The organism is Phenylobacterium sp. CCH9-H3 (assembly GCF_001557235.1).
Taxonomy (GTDB): Bacteria; Pseudomonadota; Alphaproteobacteria; order Caulobacterales; family Caulobacteraceae; genus Phenylobacterium.
In genome coordinates this window covers 1-19,270 of sequence record NZ_LSJI01000102.1, presented here as the reverse complement: position 1 = coordinate 19,270, position 19,270 = coordinate 1, and the positions used below count along the sequence as shown (strand labels likewise).

General features: G+C 70.0%; 27 protein-coding genes. 15 read left to right on the top strand and 12 right to left on the bottom strand.

The annotated features are described in order from the left end of the window. The first annotated feature begins 63 nt into the window (after positions 1-63). The 5 genes from AX721_RS09850 (at position 64) to AX721_RS28585 (ending at position 3,393) form a co-directional block, all read left to right on the top strand. Positions 64-630 carry a DJ-1/PfpI family protein gene (locus tag AX721_RS09850; protein WP_082765622.1) on the top strand — a complete coding sequence of 189 codons (567 nt, stop codon included), beginning with the start codon at positions 64-66 and terminating at the stop codon, positions 628-630. Then, entirely contained in the window at positions 630-1,400 is a 771-nt protein-coding gene (locus AX721_RS09845) for an SDR family NAD(P)-dependent oxidoreductase (protein ID WP_197422520.1), read from the top strand. The genes AX721_RS09850 and AX721_RS09845 overlap by 1 nt, the downstream gene beginning before the upstream one ends. A gap of 182 nt (positions 1,401-1,582) precedes the next feature. Beyond that, positions 1,583-2,257, top strand: coding sequence for an endonuclease III (gene nth, locus AX721_RS09840; RefSeq protein ID WP_068875841.1), 675 nt, complete (start codon positions 1,583-1,585; stop codon positions 2,255-2,257). Continuing rightward, on the top strand, positions 2,254-3,165 hold the full coding sequence (gene gcvA / locus AX721_RS09835; RefSeq protein WP_068875840.1) for a transcriptional regulator GcvA: 912 nt from the start codon (positions 2,254-2,256) through the stop codon (positions 3,163-3,165). Before nth ends, gcvA begins: the two co-directional genes overlap by 4 nt. A gap of 96 nt (positions 3,166-3,261) precedes the next feature. After that, the gene (locus AX721_RS28585; protein ID WP_255355332.1) at positions 3,262-3,393 is read left to right on the top strand and encodes a hypothetical protein; all 132 of its coding nucleotides are present in this window, start codon (positions 3,262-3,264) and stop codon (positions 3,391-3,393) included. A 92-nt stretch (positions 3,394-3,485) separates the two neighbouring features. On the opposite strand, the gene AX721_RS09830 is transcribed toward AX721_RS28585, so the two are convergent. From AX721_RS09830 to AX721_RS09820, 3 genes are read right to left on the bottom strand one after another with little or no spacing between them, the layout of a single operon-like run. Beyond that, a complete protein-coding gene (locus AX721_RS09830) occupies positions 3,486-4,646 on the bottom strand; it encodes a glutathionylspermidine synthase family protein (RefSeq protein WP_068875839.1) in 1,161 nt (386 codons plus the stop codon). Positions 4,647-4,653: 7 nt separating this feature from the next. After that, on the bottom strand, positions 4,654-5,418 hold the full coding sequence (locus tag AX721_RS09825; RefSeq protein WP_068875838.1) for a PspA/IM30 family protein: 765 nt from the start codon (positions 5,416-5,418) through the stop codon (positions 4,654-4,656). A 10-nt stretch (positions 5,419-5,428) separates the two neighbouring features. Beyond that, complete coding sequence (locus AX721_RS09820; RefSeq protein WP_068875837.1) at positions 5,429-6,094, bottom strand: YjfI family protein; 666 nt, start codon at positions 6,092-6,094, stop codon at positions 5,429-5,431. A gap of 75 nt (positions 6,095-6,169) precedes the next feature. Here AX721_RS09820 and AX721_RS09815 point away from each other — a divergent pair, with 75 nt between their 5' ends. From AX721_RS09815 to AX721_RS09805, 3 genes are read left to right on the top strand one after another with little or no spacing between them, the layout of a single operon-like run. Continuing rightward, a complete protein-coding gene (locus AX721_RS09815) occupies positions 6,170-6,814 on the top strand; it encodes a DUF2491 family protein (protein WP_369796645.1) in 645 nt (214 codons plus the stop codon). Next, positions 6,811-7,230 carry a DUF350 domain-containing protein gene (locus tag AX721_RS09810; protein WP_068875836.1) on the top strand — a complete coding sequence of 140 codons (420 nt, stop codon included), beginning with the start codon at positions 6,811-6,813 and terminating at the stop codon, positions 7,228-7,230. Before AX721_RS09815 ends, AX721_RS09810 begins: the two co-directional genes overlap by 4 nt. A gap of 4 nt (positions 7,231-7,234) precedes the next feature. After that, positions 7,235-7,840 (top strand): DUF1190 domain-containing protein, encoded by a 606-nt coding sequence (locus tag AX721_RS09805; protein WP_068875835.1) that lies wholly within the window; start codon positions 7,235-7,237, stop codon positions 7,838-7,840. On the opposite strand, the gene AX721_RS09800 is transcribed toward AX721_RS09805, so the two are convergent. Then, positions 7,841-8,935 (bottom strand): heavy metal-binding domain-containing protein, encoded by a 1,095-nt coding sequence (locus AX721_RS09800; protein WP_156467102.1) that lies wholly within the window; start codon positions 8,933-8,935, stop codon positions 7,841-7,843. Positions 8,936-9,109: 174 nt separating this feature from the next. Here AX721_RS09800 and AX721_RS09795 point away from each other — a divergent pair, with 174 nt between their 5' ends. From AX721_RS09795 to AX721_RS09770, 6 genes are read left to right on the top strand one after another with little or no spacing between them, the layout of a single operon-like run. Beyond that, positions 9,110-10,099 (top strand): adenosine kinase, encoded by a 990-nt coding sequence (locus AX721_RS09795; protein WP_068875833.1) that lies wholly within the window; start codon positions 9,110-9,112, stop codon positions 10,097-10,099. A 2-nt stretch (positions 10,100-10,101) separates the two neighbouring features. Continuing rightward, complete coding sequence (gene hisB, locus AX721_RS09790; RefSeq protein WP_068875832.1) at positions 10,102-10,692, top strand: imidazoleglycerol-phosphate dehydratase HisB; 591 nt, start codon at positions 10,102-10,104, stop codon at positions 10,690-10,692. Between the two features lie 11 nt (positions 10,693-10,703). Next, positions 10,704-11,339: an imidazole glycerol phosphate synthase subunit HisH gene (gene hisH, locus AX721_RS09785; protein WP_068875831.1), complete on the top strand. Its 636-nt coding sequence runs from the start codon at positions 10,704-10,706 to the stop codon at positions 11,337-11,339. After that, a complete protein-coding gene (hisA, locus tag AX721_RS09780; protein WP_068875830.1) occupies positions 11,336-12,058 on the top strand; it encodes a 1-(5-phosphoribosyl)-5-[(5-phosphoribosylamino)methylideneamino]imidazole-4-carboxamide isomerase in 723 nt (240 codons plus the stop codon). Before hisH ends, hisA begins: the two co-directional genes overlap by 4 nt. Beyond that, the gene (gene hisF / locus AX721_RS09775) at positions 12,055-12,828 is read left to right on the top strand and encodes an imidazole glycerol phosphate synthase subunit HisF (RefSeq protein WP_068875829.1); all 774 of its coding nucleotides are present in this window, start codon (positions 12,055-12,057) and stop codon (positions 12,826-12,828) included. The genes hisA and hisF overlap by 4 nt, the downstream gene beginning before the upstream one ends. Beyond that, positions 12,828-13,151 carry a phosphoribosyl-ATP diphosphatase gene (locus tag AX721_RS09770; protein WP_068875828.1) on the top strand — a complete coding sequence of 108 codons (324 nt, stop codon included), beginning with the start codon at positions 12,828-12,830 and terminating at the stop codon, positions 13,149-13,151. The genes hisF and AX721_RS09770 overlap by 1 nt, the downstream gene beginning before the upstream one ends. Positions 13,152-13,257: 106 nt before the next feature. Here the strand turns inward: AX721_RS09770 and AX721_RS09765 are convergent, their stop codons facing one another. From AX721_RS09765 to timA, 3 genes are read right to left on the bottom strand one after another with little or no spacing between them, the layout of a single operon-like run. Further along, entirely contained in the window at positions 13,258-13,761 is a 504-nt protein-coding gene (locus AX721_RS09765) for a Smr/MutS family protein (protein ID WP_068875827.1), read from the bottom strand. Then, the gene (locus AX721_RS09760; RefSeq protein WP_068875826.1) at positions 13,758-14,882 is read right to left on the bottom strand and encodes an MltA domain-containing protein; all 1,125 of its coding nucleotides are present in this window, start codon (positions 14,880-14,882) and stop codon (positions 13,758-13,760) included. Before AX721_RS09760 ends, AX721_RS09765 begins: the two co-directional genes overlap by 4 nt. Positions 14,883-14,889: 7 nt before the next feature. Continuing rightward, the gene (timA, locus tag AX721_RS09755) at positions 14,890-15,507 is read right to left on the bottom strand and encodes a TIM44-related membrane protein TimA (protein WP_068875825.1); all 618 of its coding nucleotides are present in this window, start codon (positions 15,505-15,507) and stop codon (positions 14,890-14,892) included. A gap of 177 nt (positions 15,508-15,684) precedes the next feature. Here timA and secB point away from each other — a divergent pair, with 177 nt between their 5' ends. Continuing rightward, positions 15,685-16,170: a protein-export chaperone SecB gene (gene secB / locus AX721_RS09750; RefSeq protein ID WP_068875824.1), complete on the top strand. Its 486-nt coding sequence runs from the start codon at positions 15,685-15,687 to the stop codon at positions 16,168-16,170. A 24-nt stretch (positions 16,171-16,194) separates the two neighbouring features. On the opposite strand, the gene dnaQ is transcribed toward secB, so the two are convergent. The 5 genes from dnaQ to AX721_RS09725 all read right to left on the bottom strand — a co-directional run. After that, entirely contained in the window at positions 16,195-16,899 is a 705-nt protein-coding gene (gene dnaQ / locus AX721_RS09745; RefSeq protein ID WP_068875823.1) for a DNA polymerase III subunit epsilon, read from the bottom strand. A 131-nt stretch (positions 16,900-17,030) separates the two neighbouring features. Further along, positions 17,031-17,627, bottom strand: a complete 597-nt coding sequence (coaE, locus tag AX721_RS09740) for a dephospho-CoA kinase (RefSeq protein ID WP_068875822.1) — start codon at positions 17,625-17,627, stop codon at positions 17,031-17,033. After that, positions 17,624-18,472, bottom strand: coding sequence for a shikimate dehydrogenase (gene aroE, locus AX721_RS09735; RefSeq protein ID WP_068875821.1), 849 nt, complete (start codon positions 18,470-18,472; stop codon positions 17,624-17,626). The genes coaE and aroE overlap by 4 nt, the downstream gene beginning before the upstream one ends. After that, positions 18,469-19,059 (bottom strand): nucleoside triphosphate pyrophosphatase, encoded by a 591-nt coding sequence (locus tag AX721_RS09730; protein WP_068875820.1) that lies wholly within the window; start codon positions 19,057-19,059, stop codon positions 18,469-18,471. The genes aroE and AX721_RS09730 overlap by 4 nt, the downstream gene beginning before the upstream one ends. Beyond that, positions 19,056-19,270: kinase/pyrophosphorylase (locus AX721_RS09725; RefSeq protein WP_197422519.1), on the bottom strand; the 215-nt coding region annotated here is incomplete at its 5' end. The genes AX721_RS09730 and AX721_RS09725, both read right to left, overlap by 4 nt.

Below are 19,270 nucleotides of genomic sequence, written 5' to 3'. Positions count from 1 at the left end.
TGGCTCTCACGGCCCGGGCGCGACCGTCCCAACTGAGGCCCTCGGCATCGACGGAGGCTGCGCATGAAGATCGCCATGATCGGGTTCGAGGGGTTCACGGACGTGGACCTGTTCATGCCCTGGGACCTGTTCTACCGCGTCAAAGACCCCACCTACGCCGCCTACGACGGCGAGTGGGACGTGCGCATCTGCGCCGATCAGCCCCGCTTTTCTTCCTATTCCGGCCTGGCCATCGACCGGCACGAGCCGCTGTCCTGGGCCGCGGACGCCGATGCGGTCTTCATCGTCAGCGGCCCCGGTAGCCGCCTGAAGATCAAGGATCCTGCGTTCCTCGCCGCGCTGCGGCTGGACCCGTCCCGGCAACTCATCGCCGCCATCGATTCCGGTGTCCTGATCCTGGCGGCCCTGGGGCTGCTTGAAGGGCTGAGCGCAACCACCTATCCCAGCGTCTTCGCCGAGCTCGAGGCGATGGGCGTGCGCACCGAGCGCCGGCCCCTGGTGATCCACGGCAATGTCGCCACCGGCGGCGGCTGCCTGGCCACCCAGGACCTGGCCGCATGGATCGTGGAGCGCCTCATCGGCCCGCAGGCGGCGGCGCAGATCGTGGATTCCGTGGCGAAGGTGGGATGATGAGCGAGACGTGGGCTGACGGGCGCATCGCCCTGGTGACGGGCGCCACCTCGGGCTTCGGGGAGGCCATGACCCGCCGGCTGATCGCCGCCGGCGGGCGGGTGATCGCTACCGGCCGGCGGGCCGAGCGCCTGGCCGCCCTCGCCGCCGAGCTCGGAACCGACCGGCTGCTCGCCCGCGAGCTCGACGTCACCGACGAGGCGTCGGTCGAAGCCCTGCTGCCCAGCCTGCCGGCCGCCTTCGAGGCGATCGACATCCTCTACAACAACGCCGGCCTGGCCCTCGGCCTGAACAAGGCCCACGAGGCGTCGCTCGACGACTGGGAGACGATGATCGCCACCAATGTCACCGGCCTTGTGCGCATCACCCGTGCGGTGCTGCCGGGCATGGTGGCCCGCGACCGCGGCGACATCCTCAACATCTCTTCCGTGGCCGCCAACTATCCCTACCCCGGCGGCAATGTGTACGGCGCGACCAAGAGCTTCGTGCGTCAGTTCTCCCTGAACCTGCGGGCCGACCTGCTGGGCGCGAAGGTGCGGGTCACCTCCATCGAGCCCGGCATGGCCGAGACTGAGTTCTCCGTGGTCCGCTTCAAGGGTGACGCGGACGCGGCCGGCAAGGTCTACCAAGGCGTCCACGCCATGAGCGCCGACGACGTGGCCCTGGTCTGCGAGAGCGTGCTGAGGCTCCCGGCCCACATCAACGTCAACACGCTCGAGATCATGCCGGTCCAGCAGGCCTTCGGGCCGTTCGCGGTGGATCGGGGGTAAATCACCTTTGGCATCCCGGTTTCGCGGCACGCGAAGACCGGGACCCCGATGTGTGGCGCTCGAAGGCTGGGTGACACCGCGCCACCCTGCTCCGCCCCCAGCTCGACAGGTCGGGGTCCCGGTCTTTGGCTAAGCCAAAACCGGGATGACAAGCTTGGGAGGCGCAAGGCAGTTTGCCGGCGATGGCCAAGCCCCCCGCCCGCAGCAAGCTGAAGCCCGCCGAGGCGGCACGGATCGCCGAGCTGTTCGAGCGGTTCGAGGGCTATGAATCCGATCCGCGGACCGAGCTGAACTATTCCAGCCCCTACGAGCTGGTGGTGGCGGTCGCCCTGTCGGCCCAGGCCACCGACGTTTCGGTGAACAAGGCCACGGCGAAACTCTTCGCGGCCGCCGACACGCCGCAGAAGATGCTGGCGCTGGGGGAGGACGGCCTGAAGCCGTTCATCTCGTCCATCGGCCTCTACAACATGAAGGCCAAGAACGTGATCCGGATGGCCGAGATCCTGATCGCCCAGCACGGCGGCGAGGTGCCCCTGGACCGAGAGGCGCTTCAGAAGCTGCCGGGCGTCGGCCGCAAGACCGCCTCCGTGGTGCTGAACGAGCTGCGCATCGAGCCCGCCATCGCCGTCGACACCCACGTGTTCCGCGTGTCGCACCGCCTGGGACTCTCCGTCGGCAAGACGCCCGACAAGGTCGAGGCCGACCTGATGGCGATCGTGCCCGAGCCCTACCTGACCCGGGCCCACCACTGGCTGATCCTGCACGGCCGCTACGTCTGCACGGCCCGCCGGCCCAAGTGCGCGGAATGCCATGTAGCCGACCTCTGCCCCTCGCGGCATCTGTTCCTGGCGTCATGAGCGGGCCGCGCCTTCCCCTCACCGCCCTGCGGGTCTTCGAGGCGGCGGCGCGGCACGAGAGCTTCCTGCAGGCGGCCGAGGAGCTGGCCATCACCCCCGGCGCCGTCAGCCGCCAGATCAAGGCGCTGGAGACCGAGCTCGCCACGCGGCTCTTCGAGCGATTCAACCGCGCGGTCCGTCTTACCGAGACCGGCCGGCGTCTGGCCACGGGCGTCCGCCAGGGCCTGAGCCTCATGGAGGAGGCGGTGGCCGAGGTGCGCAGCGAACGGCCGGGCGTGCTCGCCGTCACCGCCATGCATTCCTTCGCCGCCCGCTGGCTGGTGCCGCGCCTGCACCTCTTCAACGAGCGCCACCCGGACATCCAGGTGCTGGTGGCCGCCTCCGACACCGCCGTGGACCTTGTTCGCGATCGCTATGACGTGGCGATCCGGTTCGGCCGCGGCCCCTATCCCGGCCTGCATGCGAAGAAACTGGTGTCCCTGTTCATGTTCCCGGTGTGCAGCCCGCGCCTGCTGGAGCACACCCGGCTCGAGACGCCACGGGACCTGGCAAACGCCCACCTGCTGGCCGACGTCTACCTGGCCCAGGGCGAACCGCATTGGGGCGACTGGCTGGCGCTGGCCGGAGCGCCGGAGGTGGAATGGCGGCGGGGACAGCAGTTCTCAAACGTCTACCTGGCCATCGAGGCGGCGATCGCCGGGCGCGGCGTCGCCCTGGGCGAGCGGGCCCTGGTGCTGGACGAATTGGCCACCGGACGGCTGGTGAAGCCCTTCGACGTCGAGCTGCGCAGCCCGTTCAGCCAATGGATCCTCAGCCTGCCGGAAAAGGCGGAGCGGCCCGACATCCGCAAGTTCCGCAACTGGCTTCTGGCCCAGGCCGACGCCGACGGGCTGGAGCGGTTCGAGTGATCCAGGATCAACTGAACGGCCGACTTCTCCTTTGTCGGCCGCGCTTGTTCGGCGTTTAACACGGTCATCCGAAGCCTCCCTCCCCAGGAGCTCCCCATGACCAGCCATTGCCTCGACGACGCCCGCCTGGACGCCACCCAACGCCACCTGCACGACACTGTCCTCGGCGTGGTGGTGGCGGTGGTGTTCGTCCTGCCCGTCGCCCTCGCCGTCTTCGCGCTGCTGTAGCGGCCCCGTTCGCCAGGGCTGCGCTCCGCAACGCGCAGCTCCTGCAACTGCGGAAGGCGCTGCCCGCGCCTTCCGCTCTTTTGCGGCCCGCCCTACAGGATCACGTGGGGCACGAAGCGGCTGAGGTTCTTGGTGACCCGGCTGCGGTCCTCGCGGATGCCGACACCGGCGGGTTCGTCGCCCACGATCCACGCGCCCACGACGGGATAGTTTCCGTCGAAGGATTTGAGAGGGTGCAGGGCCTGGCGGATATGGCCTTCCTCGCCATAGCCCTGGTCCAGGACCTTGGCTCGACGTCCGTCGTCCACCAGCTCGATGTTGGCGCCCTCGCGGCTGAACAGCGGCTTCCTCACATAGGACCGGCCCAGCTCCGCGGCCCGGGGATCGTCCTCGAAATAGGCCGGCAGCAGGTTCGGATGGCCCGCGTGCCGCGCCCAGAGCAGCGGCAGCATCCCCTTGTTCGAGAGGATCGCTTTCCACGCCGGCTCGATGAACCGCGTCTTCGAGCCCTTGATCTCGGAAGCGTAGTCCTCGCGGAACATCTCCTCCCACGGGTACAGCTTGAAGATCGCCTGGATGATGTAGTTGTCCTGGTCGACGAAGCGGCCGTCGGCGTCCAGGCCGATGCTCTCGATCGGGACGAACTTCGGCTCGATCCCCGCCTGACCGGCGATGTCCTCCAGGTACTTCACCGTCTGGCGATCCTCGACCGCGTCCGGGTCGCTGGCGAAGTGGACGAAGCCGCCGGTGGGGAAGATGGCCGCGAACCGCTGCTCCAGCTTCTCGTGCAGGCTGTTGAACTGGTCGGCGTTGGCCGGCAGGGCGCCGGCGGCGATCATGTCCTCCAGCCAGATCCACTGGAACGTGCCGGTCTCGTAGATGCTGGTGGGCGTATCGGCGTTGTACTCGAAGAGCTTCGCCGGACCCGACCCGTCGTAGGCGAAGTCGAAGCGGCCGTAGAGGCTGGGGTCCCTGCGCGCCCAGCTCTCGGCCACGTCGTCGCGCGAGGCCTCCGGGATGGCCAGTCGGGCCATAAGCGCCTCGCTCTTCACCACCTCGTCCACCAGGTCGAGGCACAGGGCGTGCAGCTCGCGCGCCGGCGCCTCGACGCCGTCTTCGATCTCGGGAAGCGTGAACTGGTAGTAGGCCCGCTCGTCCCAGTACCGTGCGCCGTCCAGGTGGCGCCAGGTGAAGCCGAGCGCCTCGGCCTTCTGGTCCCAGCCGGGGCGCTCGGTCGTCGTGATGCGTTTCACCTGAGCCTCAGCTCTCCGCGTCGCGCTTGACCGGCACGGGCTGGGCCTCGATCTGCAGGCGGGGCGCCTCGATCTGCAGCGGCTCCTGCTTGGGCGCCTTCAGGCGGGCCAGGACGTCGTTGGCCGACGAGTGCCCGGGGAGGATGCCCGCCGCCTTCAGCTTGGCGTCCAGGTCGGCGCCGGTGCGGCGGTCCTCCAGCTCTCCGGCGGCCTTGAACTTCTCGTCGGCGATCGCCTGGCGCTCCTTGATGCGCTTGAGGCTGTCGGCGGCCGAGCCCAGGCGCGAGGCGGCGCCGGCGCCTTGGCTGGCCACGGCGGCCTGGGCGCGCTGGACGCTGTCGTTCACCTTCACCACGTCGATCTCGCGGCGCAGGTTCTCCACCCGCTGCTGGGTCTGGGCGATGGTCTGGTGCATGCGCTCCTCGGCGGCGCGCATGTCGGCGAGCTGCGGCGTCTTGGTCCCGACGTCGGTCTCCAGCTCCGAGATGCGTTGGGCCACTTCCAGGGCCAGGGCCTCGTCGCCCTTTTCCAGCGCCGCCCGGGCCGAGCTTTCGTAACGAGCGGCCATGTCCTGCAGGCCCTGCAGCTCCTTCTCCAGCATCCGGCGCTTGGCGACCAGGGTGGCCAGGTCGTCCCGGGCGCGGCCCAGGGCGTTGTCGGCGTCGCGGATCTCCTGGTCCAGGATGCGCAGGGCGTTGGCGTCCACCACCGCCGCCCCGGCCTCGTGCGCCGTGCCGCGGAACAGGGTGATCAGCTTCGTGAAGATCGACATGGGATGTTCCTCAGGCCGCGGCGGCGAAGTTTTCGCGCAGCTCGTCCGCCGCCCGGATGGCGTTCTCGGCCAGCATGCGCAGCTCGATGATCACCGTCTGCAGCGTGGTCTTGCAGGTCAGCTCGCCGAAGATCTCATAGTAGTCGCGGCCCGCCACGGTGGTGATGCCGAAGTTCGACAGCGGCACCAGCTTCTGGGCCTTGAGGAGGAAGACGTTGAACGCCGCCTGGTCCTTCTGTTCGTCCACAGGCCACATCAGGGCGGACACGACGATTTGTTCGGCGCCCACGGAGAGGAAGATCGGCAGGTCGCCGAACTCGTGCATGGTGATCTGCAGCACGGGCTCGGTCCCCTCCAGAACGCGGGCGGTCAGTTCGCCGTCGCGCAGCAGGCGGGTTTCGGTGAGCGCCTGTGCGAGACTCTGCACCGACCAATCGGTGTCGATGACATGGTCCATCTGGAAAGGTCCCTGCGGAGGGTCTGGGTTCTTCATCAGCGCCGGTCCGCGGCTCGACGCTGTGATAATGGCTCTTGCTGCGGCCTGGACATCCGACTTGGCCGCCGGGGGAACCCAGAGCTCAAGCTTCACGAGCCCCAGGCGCTGGCGCTCCTCGCGCCAGAGCCGGGTCCGTTCCGCGGGGCTCAGGCCCGCCGCCTTGTCCTTCGGCCTACGCATTCATGGTACACATACGCGTATGTTTGACACCTCGCAACATGGGACTATAATCCAGCGCCAACAAGGCAGGATGACGTGATTTTTCGCGGACTGTTCGGCGGACGCAAGGACGAGGCGCGAGCCTCGGCCGTTCCGGTGGTGCGCAACGTCACGATCGGACGCAGCGTACGGCTCGATGCCCTGGCCTGGCGGCGCTATGGCGCCGACACCAAGGTGCAGCTCCGCGCCGACGCCCTGCCCATCGTGGCCCAGGGGCGGATCGACCTGGGCGCCGACGGCTTCGTCCACCGCTTCTACACCGACGACGACCTGATGCTGCAGATGGTCAGCCCCGATCCCGAGGGCCTTGGGGCGGACGACTTCACGCTCTTCGTGCCCTGGGCCAGCGCCTATCCGGCCGACGCCCGCGCGCGGCGGCAGTGGGGCGACCGGCTGCGCGCCCGCACCTTCGCCCACGACGACCTGCCCGAGTACCGCCGGTTCTGGTTCGGCGACGTGGACGAACGCCAGGACCCGGTCAGTTTCTGGGAAGAGGTGTTCGACGATCGCGAAGGCCGGCATGTGCGCCGCATCTACCAGACCTGCATGCTTTTCGCGCGCGATCTGCCGGGCGAGGGGCGCGAGCTCCTGCTGGCGATCGAAATGGAGCCTGAGGGCGGGGACCTGACTCATGAGATCATGGTCGGCATTCCGCTGAACGTTGGAGAATTCGAAGCATGATCGCATTCGATCCCGCCACCTTCGCCGCCGGGGCGCTCAGCTTCGCCCTGGCGTTCCTCGCCGCCGGCGGCTTCACTCTGATCTTCAAGGCCATCTACCGCTGGATAACGCCGCACGACGAGGGGGCCCTGATCCGGTCCGGCAACATGGCCGCGGCCGTCGCCTTGGGCGGGGCGCTGCTGGGCTACGTCATTCCGCTGGCCTCGGCCCTGGCGCACACCGCGACCCTGCCCGAGTTCGTGGCCTGGGCGATCCTGGCCGGCGTGATCCAGATCGTGACCTTCTGGGTGGTCCGCCGCGTGGCCCTGCCCGACGTCTCGGCCCGCATCGAGCGCGGCGAGATGTCCACGGCCCTCTACCTGCTCTCGATCTCGCTCGCGGTCGGCATCCTGAACGCCGCCTGCATGACGGCGTAAGGCCATGAAGCGTTCCCGCAAACTGGTGCTCACCACCCTGATGGCGGCGGGCGGCGTCTCGCTCACCGCCTGCGGCGACAGCCCCGCCGAAGCCGTCACCGACCAGGGTAAGCCCACCGACGCCTACGCCTACCAGTCGCTGCAGGAGTGCCTCGACAAGAACGAGGTGCCGGACAGCGCCTGCGAAACGGCCCAGAAGAACGCCAAGGACGACGAGAACGCCGAGGCCCGCTACGCCGACTCCAAGACCTGCGAGGACGTCTACGGCCCGGGCCAGTGCGTCCCGCGCTCCAGCGTGAACGGCCAGGGCTCGTTCTGGGGGCCGCTGGTGGCCGGCTTCGTGGTCGGCCAGATGCTGGACGGCGGCTGGGGCGGCCGCGGCCTCTACCGCGACTGGCGGGACGGCGGCTTCTACACCCCGAACGGCGGCCGCGTCTGGACCGACTATTCCACCGGCCGAACCCGCATCGGCCAGCGCGGCTTCGATCCGCCGGACCTCGCCCGCGGCCCCGACAAGGTCATGACCCGCTCCTCCGTCATCAGCCGCGGCGGCTTCGGCGGCCGCATGGCCAGCCGCAGCTATTCCAGCGGCAAGAGCTGGGGGGGCTGATCAGCCGTACAGCAGCGCGGCCGCCGCCCGGCTCATGGGGCGGAACTCGTGGCCGACGCCCGGAACGGTCTGCAGCGTCCATCCGAACGGCGTACGCATCGCCTCGGCCTGGGCCTTTCCGGCCGCAAAGACGTAGCGGCCGCGTTCCAGGCGCGTGTCGCCAAAGCGGTCGGCGATCGGCGTGTGTAGCTGAGTGCCGCCTGCCTCGCCGTCGTTGTCGGCCTCGCCCAACAGTAGGGTCAGGCGCGCCGCCAGGCCGGCCTTCAGCGTATCCGGCGTGACGCCCGCGCCCTTCAGGCCGAACGGCGGCGCGACCTCGAACGACGGCTGGGTGTAGAGGCCCGCGTTCGCCGCGACGATGCGGTCGGCCTTCGACTGCGGCCGAAACAGCGGCAGCCGGCTCAGGATCTGTCCGCCCGCCGAGTGGCCGAAGAGGTCGTAGGCGAGGGCCCGCGACCCCGTGGCGGCGGCGAGCAGCGCGAAGATCCGATCGAAGTCCGCGAAGAGCCAGGCCGCCGGATCCCGCTCCACCTCGAAGCGGATGTCCTCGTCGCGCAGACGCACGACACCCGGCTTGCTCGAGGTGTTTCGCGCCATGTCGATCGCGAGGTTCCGGATCACCCCACCCATCTGATAGGCGGCGAAGTCCCAGTCCGCCTCGGGATAGCCCAGCGCTGCGACCAGCACGCCCCGGGCGTCCGAGGTAGCGATCCAGGGCTCAAGATACGGGCCGGCGTTGCGGCCCGCGCCGGGCAGCACCAGCAGCACGGGCGAGCCTGGCGTGAACGACGCCGGGCGATGGTAATGGACCGTGATGCGCTTCGCCTCGCGGCCCTTGCCACCCCGGGTCAGGAACGCGCCGGTCCCCGCCGCGAGGCTCTTCGGCTCGAACGGCGGCGCGGCGGTCTTGGGGATGAGCGTCATCCCGCAGGCGGGGCATTTCCCCGGCGCATCGAAATCCCGGTCGTGCATAGGGCAGTCGCACGGTGGGCAGACGTAGGGGCCCGGTCCCGTCTGGGCGAGGACGCCGGACGCGGCCGCCAGGCAGGCGCAAGCGCCGAGGCCAAGAAAGGTTCGGCGGGCGAAACTGGTCATGGAAAGCTCACTGGGGGAACGCGGGCGCCCGAAACTAGGCCGTGACGCGATGAGGCAAAACGCCAAACGTGCGTCCTTTCCGGCCACGCCGGCGGCCGCCGAAACCGGGATGACAGTGGGAGGGTGAGCCTGTAAGGCCCAGCCCGACATCCGCCGAACGGAATTCCGCCAGCAATGCCCGAGCTTTACGACGTCGCCGCGATCGGCAACGCCATCGTCGACGTGATCGCGCCGGCCACGGACGCCTTCCTGGCGGAGAACGGCCTGACCAAGGGCGCCATGATGCTGGTCGATCCCAAGGCCAGCGCCGCGCTCTATTCGAAGATGGCCCAGGCGGTGGAGGCCTCGGGCGGCTCGGCGGCCAACACCATCGCGGGCCTGGCCAGCTTCGGCGGCAAGGGCGCCTTCATGGGCAAGGTGGCCGACGACCAGCTGGGCCGGGTGTTCGCGCACGACATGCGCGCCATCGGGGCCCGGTTCGAGAACAAGCCCCTGGTGGGCGGGCCGGCCACCGCCGTCTCGATGATCAACGTGACCCCCGACGCGCAGCGCACCATGTGCACCTTCCTGGGCGCCTCGGTGGAATTCACCGACGAGGACGTGGACCGGGAGACCGTCGAGGCCTCCAAGGTGGTCTACCTCGAAGGCTACCTGTTCGACGCCGAGGCCGCGCGGCGCGCCTTCGCCAAGGCGGCGGCCCTGGCCCATGGCGCCGGCCGCAAGATCGCCCTGACGCTGTCGGACAGCTTCGTGGTCGAGCGCCACCGCGGCGGCCTGCGCGGCTTCATCGAGAACCAAGTGGACATCCTGTTCGCCAACGAGGCGGAGCTGCTGGCGCTGTACGAGACCGCCGACTTCGACGAGGCCTGCGAGCAGCTGCTGCGCCACTGCGACCTGGCCGCCGTCACCCGCAGCGAAAAGGGCTCGGTCGTGCTCTCCAAGGGCGAGACCCTGCACATTGCCGCCGAGCCTGTGGAAAAAGTCGTGGACACCACCGGCGCGGGCGACCAATACGCGGCCGGGTTCCTCTTCGGTCTCTCCCAGGGGCGGTCGCTGCACGACTGCGGCCGGCTGGCCTCGCTCGCGGCGGCCGAGGTGATCTCGCACTACGGGCCGCGGCCGCAGGTTTCCCTCAAGGACCTGGCCGCCTCCAAGGGACTTTAAGGATGAGCCGCAAGGCCGAAGTCGTCCGCAACACCAAGGAGACCCAGATCCGCGTGGCCGTGGACCTGGACGGTGTGGGCAATGCCAAGGTCTCGACCGGGATCGGCTTCTTCGACCACATGCTGGACAGCTTCGCCCGCCACGGCGGGATCGACATCGAGGTCGAGACCAAGGGCGACCTGCACATCGACATGCATCACACGGTGGAGGACACCGGCATCGTCCTGGGCCAGGCGATCAAGCAGGCCCTGGACGGCTTCAAGGGCATCCGCCGCTTCGGGCACGCCTACATCCCGATGGACGAGACCCTAAGCCGCTGCGCCATCGACTTCTCGAACCGCCCCTACCTGATCTGGAAGGTGGAGTTCCGGACGCCCAAGGTCGGCGACATGGATACCGAGCTGTTCAAGGAATTCCACCACGCCTTCGCCATGAACGGCGGCGCCTGCGTGCACCTGGAGACCCTCTACGGGGCGAATAGCCACCACATCGCCGAGAGCGGCTTCAAGGCCCTCGCCCGGGCGGTCCGCCAGGCGGTGGAGATCGACCCCAAGACCCACGGCCACGCCCCCTCCACCAAGGGCGTGCTCTAAGGATCCATCCTATGCAGAGCGTCGCCCTGATCGACTACGGGTCGGGCAACCTTCGCTCGGCCGAAAAAGCCCTGGTCCGCGCCGCGGCCGGGACCGCGGACATCGTCGTGACCAACGATCCGGACACGGTGGCCCGGGCTGACCGCATCGTCCTGCCGGGCGTCGGCGCCTTCGCGGCCTGTATGGCCGCGCTCAGCGAGCGCGACGGGGTCATCGAGGCCATGGCCGCCGCGGTGAAGGCCCGAGGCGTCCCGTTCCTCGGCATCTGCGTGGGCATGCAGCTGATGGCCACCCGCGGCCTGGAGTTCGGCGAGACACCGGGCCTGGGCTGGATCGAGGCCGACGTACGCCGGATCAAGCCGTCCGACCCCGCACTGAAAGTGCCGCACATGGGCTGGAACACCCTGGACGTCGTGTCCGACCTGTCGATGTTCGCCGGGCCAAAAGCGGGCCTGCCGGTCTATTTCACCCACTCCTTCGCCATGTTCCCGGAAGACTCGCGCGACGTGGCGGCCTATGTGGACCACGGCGGACGGTTCCCTGCGGCCGTGGCCCGGGACAACCTCGCCGGGGTGCAGTTCCACCCCGAAAAATCACAAGCCGCCGGCCTGAACATCCTGGCCGGCTTCCTGGAGTGGCGCCCTTGATCCTCTACCCCGCCATCGACCTGAAGGACGGCCAGTGCGTCCGGGTCCTGCACGGCGACCTCTCCACCGCCACCGTCTTCAACACCGAGCCCGCCGCCCAGGCGAAGAGCTTCGTGGAGGCCGGCTTCCACTGGATCCACGTGGTCGACCTGAACGGGGCGGTGCAGGGCAAGGCGGTGAACGGCGCCGCCGTCGAGGCCATCCTCTCGTCGGTCTCGGTGCCAGTGCAGCTGGGCGGCGGCATCCGCACGCTCAAGGACATGGAGCGCTGGATCGAGGCGGGCGTCAGCCGCGTCATCCTCGGCACCGTGGCGGTGAAGGAGCCGAAGATCGTTCTGGAGGCCGCCAAGCGCTGGCCGGAGCAGATCGCCGTCAGCGTCGACGTGCGCAAGGGCAAGGTGGCCGTCGACGGCTGGACCGCCGACAGCGACCTGGACGCCATCACCGTGGCCAAACGGTTCGAGGACGCGGGCGTCGCCGCCCTGATCGTCACCGACATCGACCGGGACGGCACGGTCATGGGCTTCAACGTCGAGGCCTTCGGCGCCATGGCCGACGCCGTCTCCATCCCGGTGATCGCCGCCGGGGGCCTGGCCACCGTCGACGACATCGCCAAGCTGAAAGCGCGCAAGGGCGTGCCGGTGGCCGGGGCGGTCCTGGGCCGGGCGCTCTACAACGGCGCCATCAACCCGGCCGAGGCCCTGGAAATCGCGGCATGAGCGGCCTGAAGGTCCGGGTCATCCCCTGCCTGGACGTGAAGGACGGGCGCGTCGTCAAAGGCGTGCAGTTCGTCAACCTGGTGGACGCCGGCGATCCGGTCGAACAGGCCCAGGCCTATGACGCCGCCGGCGCCGACGAGCTGATGTTCCTGGACATCACCGCCAGCCACGAGAACCGCGGCACGATCCTGGACGTGGTGGCCCGCACGGCCGACGTCTGCTTCATGCCCCTGTCGGTGGGCGGGGGCATCCGGTCGGTGGACGATGCGCGCCGCCTGCTGCTGGCCGGCGCCGACAAGATCTCGATCATGACCGCCGCCGTGAACGACCGCGACGTGGTCGCCCGCTGCGCCGACGCGTTCGGCAGCCAGGCCGTGGTTGTGTCCGTGGACGCCAAGCGGGTGGGCGGGCACTGGGAAGTGTTCACCCACGGCGGCCGCAACGCCACCGGCCTGAACGCGGTGGACTACGCCGTCGAGGTGGTGGCCAAGGGCGCCGGCGAGATCCTGCTGACCTCCATGGACCGCGACGGCGCCAAGACCGGCTACGACCTGGAACTCCTGCGCGCGGTCACCTCGGCGGTGAGCGTCCCGGTGATCGCTTCGGGAGGGGCGGGGAACACCCGGCACCTGATCGAGGCCGTAGAGGCCGGCGCCGACGCCGTGCTGGCGGCGTCGATCTTCCACTTCGGCGAGATCACAATCGGCCAGGCCAAGGCCGCCATGGCCGCCGCCGGCATCCCCGTCCGCCTCTCGGAGCTCGCCGCCTGATGACTCGTTTCGCCCAGGTGATCGACCGCCTCGCCGCCACCATCGAGAGCCGCCGCGGCGGCGACACCTCCACCTCCTACACGGCCCAGCTGCTGGGCGACCTGGACCGCGCCGCCAAGAAGATGGGCGAGGAGGCGGTCGAGACGGTGATCGCCGCCGCCCAGGGCGACCGCGACGCCCTCACCGCGGAAAGCGCCGACCTCATCTACCACTGGCTGGTGGTCATCGCCGCCGCCGGCGTCAGCCTCGACGAAGTCGCCGAACGCCTGGAAGCCCGCGAGGGCACGTCCGGCCTCACCGAAAAGGCCGGGCGGGCGAAGTAACGCCCCAAGCGGTCTAAGCCGCAGAAAACGCAGAAAGATCGTGGAAGGCAGGTCGCCCGCTCTTCTGCGTCTTCTGCGGTTGAATCTTCAACGCGCCCCGCGCCTGTCACCCCCGCGGCTTGCGCTTCAACGCCACATACAGAGCGCCGGCGCCGCCGTGGTGGCGGGCGGCTTCGGAGAGGCCGGCGACCACGTGGGCGAGGTGTGGCGCGCCCAGCCAGTCGGGCACGCGCTTGCGCAGGACGCCGTCGCCCTGCACGCCCTTGCCGGTGATCACCAACACCGCGCGCCAGCCGTCGTCGAAGGCGCGGAGCACGAACGCCTCCAGGGCCGCTCGGGCCCGATCCTGGGTCATGCCGTGCAGGTCGATGCGGGCCCCGATCTCCTCGCGCTCGCGGGCGATGCGGTGGCGGCGGTTGGGCTCGATGCCCTCCAGCGCCTCGCGCGGGCGCTGCCGGGCCTCCTCGGCGCGCTTGGGCTCGATCCGCGCCGGGGCGTCGAGGGTCTGGGGCGTCGGCTTCCTCGGGGCGCTGCGGCCGGGCAGGGGATGGACGGTGGCGGCCACCATCGACCAGATCTTCTGCTCCTCCGGCTTCAGCGGACGTTTCATGGCCGGGGCACGAGCCGATAGAGCCGCAGCGTATGACGGACCCGGCCTGCCTCGGCGCCGGCCGCCGCGCCTTCACCGAGGTAAAGGTCGGCCCGCACCTGTCCCTTGATCGCCCCGCCCGTGTCCAGCGCCGTGGCGAGGCGGCGATAGGCTGGGAAGGCGCCGGCCAGCAACGGGGCCTCGGCGTCGATCCACAACAGCTCGCCCATGCCGTGGAAGGCGGGATCGACAGCCACCGCGCGGCCCGCCGGCAGCGGGATGTTGGCGGCTCCGACCGGCGGCTTGCCGTCGTCGGGCGTCAGCCGGAAGAAGGCGTAACGCGGGTTGAGACGCATGATCTCGTCGGCTTGCGGCCCCCGGTGGGCGGCGAGCCAGTTCCGGATCGCGTCGCCCGAGGTGTTGTCCCGCGCCAGCAGGCCGCGGTCGCGCATCGGATTGGCGATGCCGGCGAAAGTCTGGCCGTTGTTGGCCGCGTAGAGCGCCTTCACCCGCGTTCCGTCCTCGAAGGTCAGGACGCCCGAGCCCTGCACCTGCAGGAAGAACAGCTCCTCGGGCCGCATCCAGGCCAGGGGTTTGTCGATGGGCGTGGCCTCGATGGTCGCGCGATCGGGGTAGGGCTCGGCCGAGCCGTCGGGCAGGGTGCGCAGGACGATCCCGCCGTCCGCCACCACCAGGTCGGCCGGCTTGGGCCGCACGGGCGCGCTGAATTCCGCGTCGGGCCGCCGGCGCGCCTCGTACACCGGCGCGAAATAGGCGGTCAGGACGCCGTCGGCCGATCCTAGGCGCTCGGCGCGGAAGGCCCGCTCAAGGAACGCGCGTCCATCGCCCCGCGCGATGGGGCCGAGGGCGCGGGCGCGGGCGCACAGGTCGGCCAGGACGCGGTCGCGGCTGGCGTGGCAGGTGGTGCGCCAGGCTTCGAAGGCGCCGTCGTGGTCCTCGGCGGCCCATCCAGGAAGCTGGGAGAGCTCCACCACGCGGGGCGGCTCAGGCGGCGGTGGCGGCCGGGGCGCCGGCTCGGGAAGCGGCGGATAGCCCGGCGGTATCGGCCCGTGTTCGTACGGCGTGGCGCAGGCGGCCATGCCCAGGGCGGCGAAAGCAGCCGCGACAACCCCCCAGCGCATGCGGAACTCAGGCCTCGGCGGCGTCGACGTGGACCAGGGTCCAGTTGGGATCGCGGCTCTTCAGCCGGCGCTCGAAGGTCCACAGTTCGGCCGTGCGCCGATCGTCGACGCCCTCACCTTCGGGGCCCTTGGTGCGGCTGCGGAACTCTGCCAGGAACCGGACGGTCACCTGCGCCAGGTCGCCCTGGACGACCTGCGCCTTCTCCAGGTCCGCCCGGGGCGGGTGGAAGAATTCGACCGTCTCGGTGCGGCCTTCGGCGGCGCGCTGGTCGATCACAGCCTCGAAGCTGGAGAGCACGCCCGGCGCCAGCAGGTTGCCCAGCGTCGCTTTATCGCCCTCGGCGAACGCCTTGACGATCATCTCGTAGGCGCCCTTCGCCCCGGCCAGGAAGTGGCCCATGTCGAAGGACGGGTCCTTGGCCTTGATGGCGGCCAGGCCGGTCAGCTCGACCCCGTCGTCGATGGGATCGGCCAGGCGCTCGGGCGCGCGCACGGACCCGGCGGCCGCTTCGACCGCGGGGCGATCCTCGGGCTGGCGTCCGACGCGCCGGCCCAGCACCGAATAGAGCTGGTACAGCACGATGACCGCGAGGCCGGCGAAGATGATCAGTTCGAGGACTTGCAACGCGGTGCTTTCGGCAGTGGCGGGGCTTCGGGGACCTTATACGCTCAATACCTCAATATAGTCCGCAGGAACGCCCGCGTCAGGGGCGGCGTTGCATCACCCTGGGCGCCATGATAGCCGCTCGGCCCGAACGAGCGCGATCCTCGCGTTCCGCGTGAAGAGAAATTCCGTCCGACCATGAGCGAAATCGACCTCGGCGCCGGCGCGCCCCCGGCCCAGGGCGGCGAGCCCGGCATCCGCATCCTGGCCCAGTTCATCCGCGACCTGTCGTTCGAGAACCCGCGCGCCCCCGACGCCCTGCGTCCCAGCCAGGACCAGCCGCAGATCGACCTCAACGTCGAGATGAACGCCCGCGGCCGCGAGGACGGCCTGTTCGAGGTCGACCTGAAGCTGTCGGCCCGCGCCGCCCGCACCGACGGCGCCCTGTTCCATGTGGAGCTGCTCTACGGCGGCGTCTTCCAGATCGGCGGCGTGCCGGCCGAGGAAATGGAGCCGGTGCTGCTGATCGAGTGCCCGCGCTACCTGTTCCCCTTCGCCCGCCGGATCATCGCCGAGGTCAGCTCCGAGGGCGGCTTCCCGCCGTTCCTGCTGGATCCCATCGACTTCGCCGGCGTCTATGCGGCGCGCAAGGCCCAGGGCGAGCCCCAGGTCGGGCACGCATAGGGCCTTCGGAAGGGGACGGCGGCCCTAGAGACCGAACCGCGTCCAGAGGTCCTCGCCCTTCACCTTTTCGCGAATGAACGAGGCATGGAGGGCCCGCTCTTCTTCGGTGGAGCGGAGGGCCAGGGGGCGGGGCCGGGCGCCGTATTCGTTGCGGCTGGCCACCGCCACGGCGTTGACCATGGTCACGCTCGACAGTTCCAGGCGCCGCTCGCGGCCGCCCTTCAGCTCCAGGTAGACGGCCGCCAGCAGCTTGGCGTCGATCAAGGCGCCGTGCTTCTCGCGCTCGCTGAGCGAGACCTTGAAGCGCTTGCAGAGCGCGTCCAGCGAGTTGTGCATCCCCGGAAACCGCTGCTTCGCCAGCGCCAGGGTGTCGATCCAGCGATGTTCGGGCAGGTGGTCGCGGCGGCAGTTCGCCAGCTCCCAGTTGATGAAGCCGCGGTCGAAGGCGGCGTTGTGTGCGATCAGCGGGGCGTCACCCACGAACTCCAGGAACGCATCCACCACCTCGGGATGCTCGAAGCGGGGCTTGCCGCGCAGGAAGGCGGCGGACAGGCCGTGAACCTTCTCCGCCTCGGCGGGCATGTCGCGGCAGGGGTCGATATAGACGTGGAAGCTGCGGCCGGTGGGCACGAAGCTCTCGATCTCCAGCGCCGCCAGTTCCACCAGCCGGTCGCCGGTGTTGGGATCGAAACCGGTCGTTTCGGTGTCGAGGACAATCTCGCGAGCCATGCCTCTTGATGGCCCGGTTCGCGCTGGAATTTCAACTGCGAAGCGGCCGGCGCGACAGATCACCGCCAAGACGCCAACGAGGCAAAGACGCCGAAACGGCCCTTGGCGAACTTGGCGTCTTGGCGGTCGCCTTACGGCTGCTTCGCACGCAGATCCGCCACGATGGCGGCCACCTGTTCGCGGGCGGCGTCCAGGCCGCGGCCGGTGTCGACGACGTAGTGGGCGCGGGCGCGTTTTTCGGCGTCGGCCATCTGCTGGGCGAGGATGGCGTCGAGGCGCTCCGGTGTCATGCCGGGACGGGCCAGCACCCGCTCCCGCTGCATTTCGGGCGGCGCCGAGACCACCACCACCGCCTCCACATTGGCGTCGCCGCCGGTCTCGTAGAGTAGGGGCACGTCCAGCACGACCATGTCGGCGCCCGCCTCTTCGGCCGCCTTGAAGAAACCGATCCGGTCCCGGCCCACCAGCGGGTGGACGATGGCGTTGAGGCGCTTGAGCTCCTCGGGCTGGCCCAGCACCCGCTTGCGCAGTTCCTCCCGATCCACCCGGCCGTCCTTCACGACCCCGGGAAAGGCCTCGTCCACCGGCCCGACGGCCGCCCCGCCCTCGTCGTAGAGGTCGTGGACCGCCGCGTCGGCGTCGTAGACCGGAATCCCCAGGTCGCGGAACATCGCCGCGGTGGTCGACTTGCCCATGCCGATGGAGCCGGTCAGGCCGATGATCCTCATCCGTTCAACACCTTGAGCGCCAGGGCGCGCACGTCCACGCCCGCCGGGGGCGGCGCGCCGAACAGGGCCTCGAACGACGGCTCGGCCTGGCGCACCAGCATCTCCAGCCCATCCACGGTCCGACGTCCCAAGGCCTGCGCCTGGGCGAGGAAGGGCGTCACCAGCGGCTTGTAGAACATGTCCATCACCACCGCGCTTTCCGGCGTGGCCCCCAATGGCACGTCCAGCCCCTGGCCTGGCGACATGCCGGCGGCGGTCGCATTGATCACGGCGATGGCCCCCGCGAAGGCTTCGGCAGCATCCGCCAGCGCGCCGGCCACCACCTTCGGGCCGAGGTCCGACGCCAGGGCCTGCGCCTTGGAGACAGTGCGGTTCAGCACCCGCACCTGCGGCGTACCGGCCAGCAGCAGGGCCGCGGCCGCCCCTCGCGCCGCGCCGCCCGCGCCCAGCACCACCACCGGCCCCGCGGCTGGGTCGAAACCCTCGACCTGCGCCTCGAAGGCGCCGAGCAGGCCGACCCCGTCGGTATTGTCGGCGCGGATCCGGCCGTCGGTCTCGAACACCAGGAGGTTCGCCGCCCCGGCAAGCCGGGCCCGCGCGCTGGCCTCGTCCGCCGCGGCGAGGGCCTGCTCCTTGAACGGCACGGTCACGTTGACGCCGCGGATCGCCCCGCCGCCCCGCTGGCCCTCCACGAAGGCCGCGAAACTCTCGGCCCGGGGCGCGAAGGCCACGTAGACGCCGTCGATCCCCGCCGCAGCCAGCCAGGCGTTGTGCAATATCGGCGAGAGCGAGTGGGCGATGGGCTGTCCCACCACCCCCGCCACCACGGTGCGGGCGCTGATCATGCCGTCAGCTCCCCGTGCCGCCGCAGCAGGTCCATCAACCCCATCAGCGGCAGGCCGAGGATGGCGAAATAGTCGCCCTCGATCTTCGAGAACAGCTGCGCCCCCGGCCCCTCCAGCCGATAGCACCCCACCGAACCCAGGGCGTGCGGCCCCTCGGTGGCCAGGTACTGCTCGAGGAAGGCGTCGGAGAAGTCGCGCATGGTCAGCTGCGCCGTCACCAGCTCGCGCCAGATCGGGGCGCCGTCCTTCGCCACCACCACCGCCGAGTGCAGCCTGTGGGTCTTGCCGCGCAGCAGGGTCAGGCGCTCGCGCGCCGCTGCGATGTCCTCGGCCTTGTCGTAGAGCGCGCCGTCCAGGTCCAGGGTCTGGTCCGAGCCGATGACCAGCCCCGGCCGGGCGCGGGAGACGCGGATCGCCTTCAGCTCGGCCAGGGCGTCGGCGATCTCGCGCGGCCCATGGCCTTCGGTCAGCAGCGACGCCTTCACCGTGTCCTCGTCGACCCCCGCGACGGTCGCCTCATAGGCCACGCCGGCCCCGTCCAGGACGGCGCGGCGGGCGGCGCTCTTGGACGCCAGGATCACCGTCATCCCAGCACCTCGACCTGGCCATGGCCGCGGGACAGCAGGTTCAGCACCGCCGCGGCCGTCTCCTCCACCGAGCGGCGGGTGACGTCGATGGTGGGGAAGCCGTGGCGCTCGTACAGCCGGCGCGCGGCGATGATCTCGTCGCGCACCGCGTCCTGGTCGATGTAGGTCGACTCCCGGTTCTCGTTCAGGCTCAGCAGGCGGTTGCGGCGGA